Raw genomic sequence first — 12,486 nt, 5'->3', positions numbered from 1 at the left:
GACCGAAACGCAGAAAAGTGGACTACCAGGGGTTTGTTTGAACCGCGATCGCTCTCAAAACACGAATTGTAAATTTTTGTAACTTTATCCAACCGATTTGGATAAAAACCACAATTAGCATCCGATAGTTTTTAGAGTCATATGATTCTCTCTAATAAATAATTTATGAACGAGCAACAGCTTCAAGAGCTAGCTCTACAAGCCCAACAACACCCTCTAGGGACAACAATTAGACGGATAACTTTATCAAAATTAATCGATGGCATATACCGATGGGGCAAACTTTGTCATCCATATAAAGGTCAATTTCCAGGAGTTTACGAACAAATTTATCAGGAGGCAGTACAAGACCTATTCTTGTATATCTGTAAAAATCTTCATAAGTACGACCCGGAACGGGCTTCATTTATGACTTGGGTTAATATGTTATTGAGTCAACGTTTTTTTAAAGAGGCTATTCCCAAAGTAATTGGTAAAGCCAATGAAATTAATATCGAAAGTTCGTTCTTAGAAAACTTGGAAGATTTAGCATTTGATGATAGTCAAGACGAGGATAATTATATCTTAGCTTTTCAAAAAATCAGACGATATATAGAAATAGACCCAAAAGGGATTTTTCAACAAGCATATATCAAAAAATATCCCCAAGTAAATTTCCAAGAAATAGCAGTTAAAAGATGGTCAGGTATATCTTGGAAAGATATTTCCGAAGAATTTAATATTCCAGTAGCAACATTAAGCAATTTTTATCAGCGAACTTTAGAAAAATTTCGCGACGAATTTAGAGATTTATGTGGTGGCAAAGACTGAACGAGGGAGGGAATCAACTATGAGTGAGATGGCAACTATTTCGACATTTACAGGCCCGATATCAACCGTTGCTCGTAGGCTAGCAGAAAAATGGTCAAGGCAGCAAGCTACTCCTGAAAAAAGTCAGCAGGTTTTGCTTAATACTTTGTCTGTGTCTTTCATGAATTTTTATCTAGAGTGTATGGGGTTTGAAACTGACCTAGAAGGAAGCGACAGTTGGAATCCGGTACAACAAACTCTGATGGATGTAGCCGATTTATTGATTAAAAATTTGGGTAAGTTAGAATGTCGTCCGGTGCTAGGAAAGGCAGAGTATGTTTATGTACCACCAGAAGTCCAATCAAACCGAATTGGCTATATAGTTGTGGAAATAAGTGAATCTTTACAATCAGCCAAGTTGTTAGGATTTGTCAAGGAGATATCAATTGATAACTTCCCTATTAATCAATTACAACCGCTAGAAAATTTATTGGATTATTTAGAATCTCTAGAATTACAAACAACTAAAGATAAGAGTCAAAATTTAGGTTTATCTAGCCAAAATGTTGTGAAATTAAAAAGATGGTTTGAGAATATTTTTGATTCAGGTTGGTCAACTATTGAATCTATATTATTAGCTGAACCAGCTTGGCAATTTAGAAGTGCAGAAGAGGGGCTAAAACAATCTGTTGAACGGGCTAAATTGATTGATTTTGGGATAAAAGCCAACAGAGTAGCAGTTGGTATAGTTGTTAAAGTCAGTCATGACGAAAGCGACCTTGACGAGATGAAAATTATTGTGGAGTTACATCCAACTAATGGTCAAGAGTATTTGCCATCTTTCCTTCATATTATGATTTTAGATGAAGAGGAGATTGCTGTGATGGAAGCTCAAGCAAAAAATAATAATAAGAAAATTGATTTGGAGTTTAATGCTTCTATTGGAGATAAATTCAGTGTCAAGATTGCTTTAGAAGATATTAGCGTCGTAGAAAATTTTGTTGTTTGAAAAATAATAAATTATTATCATATATTTTTAAAAACTTAACAACTTAGAGGGTTTTAATTCCCTACCTTCTACGTTTTGAGTTTGGGTCAATCCCCATATATAAATAAAAATACATTGTGCTATTTGTCGCTTTTCCTTAGAAAGCCGAAGCGAATTGATTTAATATTCTTGCTGGTAATGCCGATTCAAAAAATGTTTGCAATACATCCAGGATATGAGACGCGATATATCGCGTCTTGTTTGTTGTGTCTATTGTTTATGCTATGACGGTCAGTTTATCTGTGGGTTGGCATATATTTTACCCTGGATAACTTTTCAAACATTCTTGAAGAGCTTTGATACCTAAAAATACTTAATGATTAATTAGAATATTACCTAAAAATAGTTAATTATCAAACCAATTTCAAAAGAATAGTATTGATATTAAGCAAGGGCGAAGAGATTCGCAAACACACTAAACCTTATTACCTTGCTGTAAAAAAACAACACTCTATTTTTCAAAGGAAAAAATCATGGCTAACAAAATCGAAAAACGTCAAGATTACGAAACTCAAATTATTGTTCGTGCTTTAAAAGATGAATCGTTCAAGCAACAACTACTTAGTAATCCTAATGTAGCGAAGGCTGAAATTGAAAAAGCGATTGGAGAAAAAGTACCTGATGGTTTTAAAGTGCAGGTGCTGCAAGAAACTGCTGATACAGCATACCTGGTTCTACCCCACGTACCTGCAACTGAAGGAATGACGGAGGAGCAATTGGAAGCAGTGGCAAGCGGTTTCATTGGAGGCAGTATAGGAGGCAATCTCAGAGTAGGTTGTATCCTTGGATCAATTACTTTCACAGATGGTGTCAATATCGGTGTCAATGTCGGACGATAGAACAGGATTCTGCGTCAGGGCAGGTTTTACTTATAGTTTACCGCTTTCAGGATAACTTTGCTTAACCTGCCTTACAACCCTAAAGAACCCCATACGAACCCTCCCCGTTTGCAGGGAGGGAACTGGACGCAAGTAAACAGAAGTTCAGTTAAGAATAATTGTAGGTTGGGTGTAACGGAGTGGAGCCCAACAAAATCCTGAAAATGTTGGGTTACGTTTCACTCTACCCAACCTACATACAGCACTTTCGAGGTAAATGAGGTACACTTGTTATTAGTGCATCAAAAATTAAAATGAAACCCTACTCAATCGATTTACGAGAAAAAATAGTAAGTGCTTACGAAAAGGGTGATACATCAATTCGAGGAGTAGCTGTGCAGTTTGGTATAGCAAAAAGCTATGTGCAGAAGCTAATCAGGCAAAAAAGATTGGAAGGGCATCTAGAACCCAAAAAGCAAGGTGGAGCAATGAAGGGTAAGCTAGATGATTACGGTAGCGAATTAGCAGAAATGGTTCAAAGTTACCCGGATTTAACTTTATTGGAATATTGCGAGTATTTTGGAGAAAAATATAACATTTGGGTGTGTGCAAGTGTGATGTGTTGTGCATTGCAAAAACAAGAATTAACTCGAAAAAAAAGACTTTACGTAGCAGCCAAGCGAAAACAGAAAGAGTCCAAAAACTGAGATTAGAATATTGGGAGAAAGTAAAACACATAGACCCAGAAAACCTTGTGTTTATAGACGAAATGGGTGTTTTGCTTGGTTTGACTAGAACTCATGCTCGAAGCGATCGCGGGAGTAGAGCTTATGATTTTAAACCATATTACCGAGGTGCAAAAATAAGTGTAATTGGAGGAATTAGCTTCAAAAAAGTCTTAGCTGTGATGACTTTAAATGGCTCAATGAATGGAGAAGCTTATAAAGTTTTTGTAGAGCATTTTTTACTTCCACAATTATGGGTTGGTGCAGTCGTTGTAATGGATAATCTGCCAGCACATAAAGTCGAAGAGATTAAGCCTTTGATTGAATCTGTAGGAGCAAGTGTTCTTTATCTATCTCCTTATTCCCCTGAATTTAATCCAATTGAACATTGGTGGTCACAATTAAAAGCGTTCTTAAAACAGTTTTCTCCTAAAAGTGCATCTGTAGTTGATGGTTTAATTAAAATTGCACTGACATTAGTTGATCCAAAGCATCTAAAAAATTGGTTTACTAATTGTTGCTACTGTACCTCATAAACCTCGAATCTGCTGTAATTCAAGCTTTTTGGCTCTAACTAAACCGTATTGTACCATAAACATGTTTATCTAGGTATTTACTTGCAAGGTGCAAAATTTGAAGAAACCTTGCTTTTAAAAAAAAACAACACTCTATTTTTCAAAGGAAAAATCATGGCTAATCAAATCGAAAAACGTCAAGATTACGAAACTCAAATTATTATTCGTGCTTTAAAAGATGAATCGTTCAAGCAACAATTACTTACTAATCCTGGAGTTGCAAAAGCTGAAATTGAAAAAGCCATTGGACAAAAAGTACCTGATGATTTTAAAGTGCAAGTGCTGCAAGAAACTGCCGATACAGCATACCTGGTTTTACCTCACGTACCTGCAACTGAAGCCATGACAGAGGAGCAATTGGAAGCAGTGGCAAGCGGTACGTTCATAGTTAGAGACGGTATAGGGGATTTAGGACCCTGTATGATGGGGTCAATTACTTTGGCTGATTGTTTTGTTTATCGCTAATACCTTCTCCAAGCTGTGATAGATTCACGAGGTAGGAGTTAGGCTGTGTATTTTGTGCCTTTTTAGGTTAGTAACAGTTCAGATACAATCGAGGCAGAGCCTCTTGAAATGCGTCCCCACGCAGAGCGTGGGAACGAGTCTGGAAATCGCCTATTGAATTTAAAACGTTTGATTGTGAAATGCGTCCCCACGCAGAGCGTGGAAACGAGAGAATACCTCTTCAAAGCTCCCTCATACAATAACAGAGGCTTTGAAAGCAGTTATTTTGGGTTTAAACTATAGATTTTTCTGCCCCTTTCCATTCTGGAGAGGGGTTGGGGTGAGGTTCATCGAACTCACGTTAAAAAAGTTAAAAAAGTATTGATTGACGCTTTCCAAACATCTTCCTAGCCAATCTCGAAATTTTCATCAGGGAAATTGGCATATAAAGTGCGATAGAGACAGTTTTTAATATTTATAAAAGCCTAACAGCAAGATGGGAGAATATGCAAATTACTCAAGAAGACTTAATTAAAATTGTAGAACAAGCCAGCACAATTCCTGAGCGCTTGGGAAGGGAGTTTTTATCCAATCAAATATCAGTTGATGACAATGCTATCAACGCACGAATTGAACGTTGGTGTCAAACAATAGCTGATGGAAACGAAGCTCAATTTGAGAAGCGTCTGGCTTGGGATGGTCTAGATTTAGATAAAATCCGTCATGTTCTCGGTTCTGTTCGTCTAGTTGATCGGCAAAATTTACCAACTTGGGCAGAAACTCTGAGGACGCTTTTGGAATCCATTACCCCAGATTCTGCTGATGCTTTCGAGAAAGATTTCTTAGATAAGAAATATCCTTTAGATTCTCAACAGTCGCTCCCCTTTGAGGAACTATTTTTGTCGTTTATCGATGTTGCACGGCAAAGATTAACTACTCAATCTGGTGAAAATTATTTCCTTCTTTCATCCGAGTCTCACGCTACTTTAGAACGGTCTTTGCTCAAGTCATTAACCTCCCTTTGTTCTCAGGCACTCGGAGAAAATTTCCTGGTGTTTCGGCTTTATCAAAAATCCTCACTCATTCGACTAATTGGGCAACTAGAGGGGAGTCATTCCACGAAGCACTACCGTAATTTTATCAGAAATATGTTAGCAGGGGAACTGCTTGATTTTTTTCTGGAATACCCTGTTTTAGCTCGACTGGTGGCAACTGTCACAAACTTTTGGGTAAATAATCTCTGCGAATTTCTACAACGATTAGCCGCAGATTGGTTAAAAATTCAGACAACTTTTCAAAGCAATGCAGAACTTGGACAAGTCGTTGCGATTCAGCCTGGTCTTTCTGACTCCCATTGTAATGGGCGATCGGTCATCAAAATTACCTTTGCTTCTGGTTTAAAGCTAATTTATAAACCCAAAGCTCTCGGTTTAGAGGAAGCCTATTTTCGGCTAGTGGCTTGGTTGAATGAAAATGGGATTCCTTTGCAACTGAAGGTGCTAAAATTAATTAATTGCTCAAATTATGGTTGGGTTGAATACGTCGAACATTCCCCTTGTACCGACCAACTAGCCGTCAAGCGATATTACCAAAGAGCGGGGATGCTACTGTGCTTGCTGTATGCACTCTCAGGTACAGATTTTCATCAAGAGAATATTATCGCCTGTGGAGAGCAACCTGTTCCCATCGACCTAGAAATGTTGATGTCTGCGATCGCTCGACAGGAAGAAAGTGGAGAGGCTACAAGTGCTTTATTTATGGCGTTTGAGCAGTTTACTTACTCGGTGTTAAGCACTTACCTGCTACCCAGTTGGCAATTAGGACAGGACGGGGTTGCTTACGATATGAGCGGTTTTGGTGGATCGGGAAATCAACAAACCAGTTATCACAGATTAGTGTGGCAAAACATCAACACTGACGGTATGGTTTTGCGTCGGGAAGCGGTGAAAACGCCATCATACTCCAACATTGTGACTTTAAATGGTGTACAGATATCACTCAGCGATTATGTAGAAGAACTGGTGGAAGGATTTGAGCAAATGTATCAGTTCTTGATTGACCATAAACAAACACTGATGGCTGAGAATGGTTTGTTGGTGGTGTTAGCTCATCAACAGGTTCGGGCTATTTTTCGTGCAACTCAAGTTTATAGTTCGCTGCTCAAGGAAACACTACAGCCGAAATTTCTCCGAAATGGTGTCGATCGCAGTATTGGGTTAGATGTACTCAGTAAGTCACTCCTGAAACATGAGACAAAACCCAATTGTTGGAGTATTATTGCAGCCGAACAAAAAGCCCTGTCTCATTTAGATATTCCCATCTTTAGTATTCATCCCTACAGTCAGGATTTGCAAATTGGTACTAATCAGTCAATTAAAAACTATTTTGTTGACTCAAGTTATGACCACGTAATGGCTCGTTTTGAACAACTCAATCAAACCGATTTAGCACAGCAGATTGGTTTTATTCGCAGTTCCCTATATACCAATTTTGCTAGCGATGTTGCGGGTTCATTAGCTTCATCTAGACAGCCGACACTAGGTGATGACGCGATCGCTCCAGTAGCTAGAGAAATGTTAATTGAGCAAGCGATCGCGATCGCATGGGAATTACAAGAACGGGCAATTTGTGCCACGGATGGTAGCGTGACGTGGATCGGGATGGAATATTTACCGGAAGCTGGACGACTACAACAAAAGCCAATGGGTTATGACTTCTATGATGGAGTTTCGGGAGTTGCTTTATTTCTGTCTGCATTAGCGCAAGTTACCAAAAACGCAGAAAATCGTCATTTGGTGTTAGGAGCGCTACAACCCCTATTCAAACTTTTGCAATTAGAGTCCGTAGACAAGCAGAGAATACTGAAAAACATCGGTATTGGTGGAGGGAAAGGTCTCGGTTCCATTCTCTATACCCTAGTACGGTGCAGCCAGTTTTTAGGAGAACCTACACTCCTGGATCATGCTCAATCTATCGCCTCTTTCATTACACCAGAACTCATTGGGAGCGATCGCAAATTTGATGTTGTGTCGGGGACGGCTGGTACCATTTTAGGGCTGTTAGCGTTGCATCAAGCTACCGCAGATGTAGCCATTCTAGAGCAAGCAGTAATCTGTGGCGATCATTTGTTGAACCATCGCATTACCAGTGATGCAGGTTTGCAAGTATGGAAAACCTTGAATGGAAAAACATTGACGGGCTTTTCTCATGGTGCGGCTGGTATTGCCTACGCTTTACTACGGTTGTATAAAGTCACAAAAAATACCGATTTTCTCGCAGCCGCCACAGATGCGATTGCTTACGAACAAAGGGTTTTTTGTGCGATCGCCCAAAATTGGCCAGATTTCCGCAGCGAAAAGCCATTCTTTAGTGCCAGTTGGTGTCATGGCGCTCCTGGTATTGGTTTGGCTCGTTTAGGTGGTTTGGCAATCCTAGATACTGATGACATTCGCCAAGACATTGAGATCGCTTTGCAAACCACGCAAATATCAGGAATGCATGAAATTGATCACCTGTGTTGCGGTAACTTTGGTCGGATGGAAACGCTTCTAGTTGCAGCCATTCAACTGAAGCGACCGGAACTTGCAGAAATCGCTCAAAAACAAGCAGCATGGGCTGTCACCAGGGCAATCAATACGGGTTCTTTTCAGATATTCCCCAACCGTTTCCAAGGAGCTTATAATCCTGGTTTCTTTCAAGGAACGGCTGGAATTGGATATGAACTATTGAGGTTAGCATATCCAGAACAAATGCCCTCGGTATTGCTATGGCAATGAGGTTAGCACGATGTTGACACTCTCTTCCCATGACTACAGGAGAGTCTAAAAATTCAGAACATTCCAGCCGAGCAATTGCTCTATCGGACTGAAGTTAGCCTCTAGCGTTTACAAATCTAGTAGTCCACCACACCAACTTTGATTCTTTGTACTCACTTTACTACTCCCTACTCACTGAACCCACCATTAATCTACTTCAGGTGAATATCATGGATAACATTCAAACACTGCAACTAAAACAACAAGGAACTGGATGGATTCAAGACCCGATTGATGAACGGGACAAAACTTATTACATTGAAGTTTTGACTGACCTACCAAAATCGGTAAATTTGCGAGATTGGTGTTCTCCGATTAAGCACCAAGGTAAAATCCAGTCCTGTACAGCCAATGCAGCAGTGGCATTAGTAGAGTATTATCAAAGACAAGCATCCGGGAAGGATTTGAATTTATCTAGATTGTTTCTCTACAAAGCCACAAGGAATTTGCTTCAGTGGACAGGAGATCAAGGAGCAAATCCGAGAACCACGATGAAAGCGCTAGCGCTTTTCGGTACACCTCCGGAAGAATATTGGCCCTATGATGAAGCAAAATTCGACGAAGAACCTCCGGCTTTTTGCTATGCCTTTGCCAGTAATTATCAGGCTTTAGAGTATTATCGAATTGATATTAAAGGCAGAACTAGAGATGTGGTTCTGCAACAGATTAAGGCAAATCTAGCAGCGAATCGTCCTCTCATGTTTGGTGCTCTTCTCTATCAAAGCAGCCTAGAACAATCTATTACAACTGGGATGATACCGCTTCCTATCGCATCTGAAACCAGGTACGATGGTCACGTGATGGTAGCAGTGGGATATGATGACGACATCAAAATTAAGAATACAGACCCGACAGGAATAGAAACAACGGGAGCGATTCTGATTAGAAACTCATGGGGAACTGAGTGGGGTGATCAAGGCTATGGTTGGCTTCCCTATGAATATGTTTTAAGAACATTATCCGAACATTATCCTATGATTGGTGGACACTGCTAAAAGCGGAATGGCTAGATACTGGAAAATGTGAAGCCAAAAAATCTTAAGTAGTCAGGTTTAATTAAAAGTAGGATGTGTTAGGAGTAGCCGTAACGCATCAAAGTCTTCTTCTGCATGGTTTACGCTGATTTATTCCACCTTCCTACTTAATGCGATCGCTAGTACAAGTCGGCGGAAATACGCCTACCATTTCCCTAGCTCCCATGCTCCGCGTGGGAGTCCAAGAGTGTGAGGCTCCAGCCTCGTGAATGAAGGCTCTGCCTTCATTCACTGGGTGACTACGCAGAGCATAGTCACCAGATAAATGGTATGGATATTTTCGCCAACCCGTACTAGCTTGTCAGGAGTAGCCTACATGTACTGCAAACACCAGAATCTATGAGAGTAGTTTTTCCCACTACTCCCTACTCACTTTCAAGTTAGGAATGAGCTATTTTCATGGTTATTTTTCCACAATCTAGGAGAAACAATGTTAAAAATGCAATTATCCCAACACAATTTAGAGGTTTATCAGCATGTTCTGGAAACTACTCTACAAAATTATCGATTGGGTCGCGTCAAGCCAATTCAGTTTGTATTGAATAAGTATGGAGACTTCTTCACTCACAGACTATATCTACTGATGGAGAGTCGTTTACCGCAGTCTGAGCAAGTTATTATGCAACAAGCGGCGAATACCCGTGAACATGCTTTAACTGCTGTTCGCCGTGGGGAATTCATCATGGCAGAGCATCTGTTTGCAAAAGCTCGTATCCCCCTGGAATCTAATTTGCTTTCACCCGAAAGCAGTCTGCTACATCGATCTTTCCTAGAACAGGCTGAAGCCTACCTTGATTACCGCAAGGGTAATTTTGAGCAAGTTTATGCTCGCACATCTGTTGCTCTAGCCATAGATGCAGTTTTGGAGGAGAAATACGAATACCAGATTATGCACATACATCGTATTCAACTCCTCCATAATCTTGTACGCACTGAAGCCAGACAAATGCGCTACAATCAGGCAATTGAGCTTGCAGCCAAACTACTAGCTTACCTGGAAGGAGTAATCAAGACTTTGCCATTTCCAGGATTTTGGGGTTTTGAGCATGTCGTCTCCCAACCCAAAGAACTTGTAGCAGCAACCTTTGCACAAATAGCGAGTGAAATCGCTGTGATTTTGGCAGGAAAGTCTCCTCGGTTAGCTAGAGAATTATTGGCAATTGTTAGGCATCACATACCACCACAATTACAGAAAAATTATCACGGACACCCGCGAGCTTATGATTGGTTTCTCCTGAAAAAATCTTTTTTAGAGAACGATATTCCTACATTTTTAGAACAAGCATCTCACTTCCTCGCAGAGGGATGTACGGATACACCATTGCTTTGGTATGCTGCTGTTGTCGATTTCGTCGCATTATGTAACGATTTTGACAAACCTTTCTCACTTCTGGTAAAGCAAGAAGTTGCCACTGATGCCATTAGCTGGAAATTTCTTCCCCAAATATTTTCCATTCTACTGGACATTGATTCCAACAAATTATCACTATCTAAAAATAATTAATCATCGCTTCGACGACTTCCGAAAGATTGTTAATCGTCAATCCAATTCCGAAACAATAGTATTGATATTAACCCAGAGCTTCATCGTTAGGAAATAAGCTCAATTTTGCATTTTCAATAAAGCTCAATTTTTTAAACTGGAGAATTATGATGAATCCTTCAAATCCGCCAAATTCCTCTGATAAAATAGAAGCCAAAAGTATCTTTGCTAGTAGAACATTTTGGGGAGCCATCTTAGCAGGAGTAGCATCCTTAGTTCCACTGTCTGTGAATAGTATCAAGGAAGGCGAAATCACCATTGACGACGTGGGACAGGCAGTACTAATTTTATGTGGCGTAGGAACTGCAATTGTTGGACGTGTCGATGCCCAAGCACAAATTTACACTCCGAATGGTCTACCTGGACCAAATAAGTCAGATTTTGAAAAGTAAGCCTCCGTTGACAATACGGTTCTGTTCTCAGAGAACCGTATTTTGTCATATCTTGGTTATTGAGATTTTCGTCACCCCCAGGGTCTTAAAACCTGGTAAAACTTTAAACGGTATCGTTAAGTAGGAAGGTGTAATTTTTTGTAAAACCCGTGCTTCCGGAAATAAACACTTAACCTTTGAACAACATGGGTTACGCTGCGTTAACCCATCCTACATTTAATTCAACCCATATACTTAGTAACGAGTAATTAAAATATTTTGGTTATGGAAAAAGTATCAGGAATCCCATCCAAGTGAGAAATGTTAAAGTCAAATAGATGTGGAGGTTGTAACTATGACCCAAACCCTAACCAAGCCCGTAACCTACGAAGAATTTATCGAATGGTATCCCAACGACGGGAAGCGGTACGAACTACACTCAGGAATAATTGTTGAGATGGCACCACCTAGCGGAGACCATGAGAAGGTTGTTGGATTTTTGGCTCGAAAAATAACGATAGAATATGACCGAATGGATTTACCCTACACCATTCCAAAAACTGCATTCGTCCGAACCCCCAGTACGTTGTCAGTTTACTCACCCGATGTATTGTTATTAAACCTTGACAATCTTGATAATATGGATTCGGAACCCTTATGGAAAAAAGAATCAACGGTAATAGATGCTGCATCCGTACCCTTAGTAGTTGAAGTTGTGAGTACTAACTGGCGGGATGATTACCATAAGAAGTTTGCGGATTATGAAGAAATGGGCATTCCTGAATTCTGGATTGCTGACTACAAAGGGTTAGGGGGTAAAAAATTTATTGGAGACCCAAAACAGCCTACTTTCTCAGTATGTCAACTGATTGGAGATGAGTACCAAGTTACCAAGTTCACGGGCAATGATTTAATTATTTCTCCAACATTCCCCCAACTAAAACTTACCGCACAACAAGTGTTTAATGCAGCTCTGCCACGATAAAATATGGTCGGCACATGTCCATAACCCAACAATAAATTTCTTGTGGAACAAACGTTAAGTAATAGCTTAATTTTATTGCTATTCCCTACTCCCGTCACGGACTATTCCCTGGGAGTTTGAGGGATTTGTGAGAAATCCGGGATTAGTTGTTAATATCACGATGGTTGTGCTACTACTTACATGAAATTTCTTCGCCTAGTTAAATATACTAATAAGGGCACAGCAATGTTGTGCCCTTATCAGTATCTGATGATATAATTTTGTACCATATCTGAATGGGAATCTCTATAGTTATTATACCTTTTTGCAATAATCTTAGCAGAAGGAAGCTACGGGATT

The 12,486-nt window shown here is 39.8% G+C and carries 11 protein-coding genes; all 11 read left to right on the top strand.

The window, feature by feature from the left end:
- Positions 1-165 precede the first annotated feature (165 nt).
- Positions 166-810: a hypothetical protein gene (locus CDC37_RS13175; protein ID WP_096622418.1), complete on the top strand. Its 645-nt coding sequence runs from the start codon at positions 166-168 to the stop codon at positions 808-810.
- A gap of 19 nt (positions 811-829) precedes the next feature.
- Positions 830-1,798 carry a DUF1822 family protein gene (locus tag CDC37_RS13170; RefSeq protein WP_231943054.1) on the top strand — a complete coding sequence of 323 codons (969 nt, stop codon included), beginning with the start codon at positions 830-832 and terminating at the stop codon, positions 1,796-1,798.
- Between the two features lie 512 nt (positions 1,799-2,310).
- Positions 2,311-2,676, top strand: coding sequence for an NHLP leader peptide family RiPP precursor (locus CDC37_RS13165; protein ID WP_096622415.1), 366 nt, complete (start codon positions 2,311-2,313; stop codon positions 2,674-2,676).
- 293 nt (positions 2,677-2,969) lie between these two features.
- Entirely contained in the window at positions 2,970-3,362 is a 393-nt protein-coding gene (locus CDC37_RS24940) for a helix-turn-helix domain-containing protein (RefSeq protein WP_096619923.1), read from the top strand.
- Positions 3,260-3,916 carry an IS630 family transposase gene (locus CDC37_RS24320; protein ID WP_330220810.1) on the top strand — a complete coding sequence of 219 codons (657 nt, stop codon included), beginning with the start codon at positions 3,260-3,262 and terminating at the stop codon, positions 3,914-3,916. Before CDC37_RS24940 ends, CDC37_RS24320 begins: the two co-directional genes overlap by 103 nt.
- A gap of 81 nt (positions 3,917-3,997) precedes the next feature.
- On the top strand, positions 3,998-4,420 hold the full coding sequence (locus CDC37_RS13150) for an NHLP leader peptide family RiPP precursor (protein ID WP_231943053.1): 423 nt from the start codon (positions 3,998-4,000) through the stop codon (positions 4,418-4,420).
- Positions 4,421-4,905: 485 nt separating this feature from the next.
- On the top strand, positions 4,906-8,175 hold the full coding sequence (locus CDC37_RS13145; protein WP_096622413.1) for a type 2 lanthipeptide synthetase LanM family protein: 3,270 nt from the start codon (positions 4,906-4,908) through the stop codon (positions 8,173-8,175).
- Positions 8,176-8,384: 209 nt separating this feature from the next.
- On the top strand, positions 8,385-9,209 hold the full coding sequence (locus tag CDC37_RS13140) for a C1 family peptidase (protein WP_197707009.1): 825 nt from the start codon (positions 8,385-8,387) through the stop codon (positions 9,207-9,209).
- Between the two features lie 469 nt (positions 9,210-9,678).
- The gene (locus CDC37_RS13135; protein ID WP_096622412.1) at positions 9,679-10,752 is read left to right on the top strand and encodes a hypothetical protein; all 1,074 of its coding nucleotides are present in this window, start codon (positions 9,679-9,681) and stop codon (positions 10,750-10,752) included.
- A gap of 146 nt (positions 10,753-10,898) precedes the next feature.
- Positions 10,899-11,183, top strand: coding sequence for a hypothetical protein (locus CDC37_RS13130; protein ID WP_096622411.1), 285 nt, complete (start codon positions 10,899-10,901; stop codon positions 11,181-11,183).
- A gap of 334 nt (positions 11,184-11,517) precedes the next feature.
- Positions 11,518-12,147 (top strand): Uma2 family endonuclease, encoded by a 630-nt coding sequence (locus tag CDC37_RS13125; protein WP_096622409.1) that lies wholly within the window; start codon positions 11,518-11,520, stop codon positions 12,145-12,147.
- Positions 12,148-12,486 lie beyond the last annotated feature (339 nt).

Origin of the sequence: Calothrix sp. NIES-3974 (assembly GCF_002368395.1) — a bacterium.
Classification (GTDB): domain Bacteria; phylum Cyanobacteriota; class Cyanobacteriia; order Cyanobacteriales; family Nostocaceae; genus NIES-3974.
Note: the sequence above shows the minus strand (reverse complement) of the source record. Positions and strands in the feature narration are given on the sequence as shown.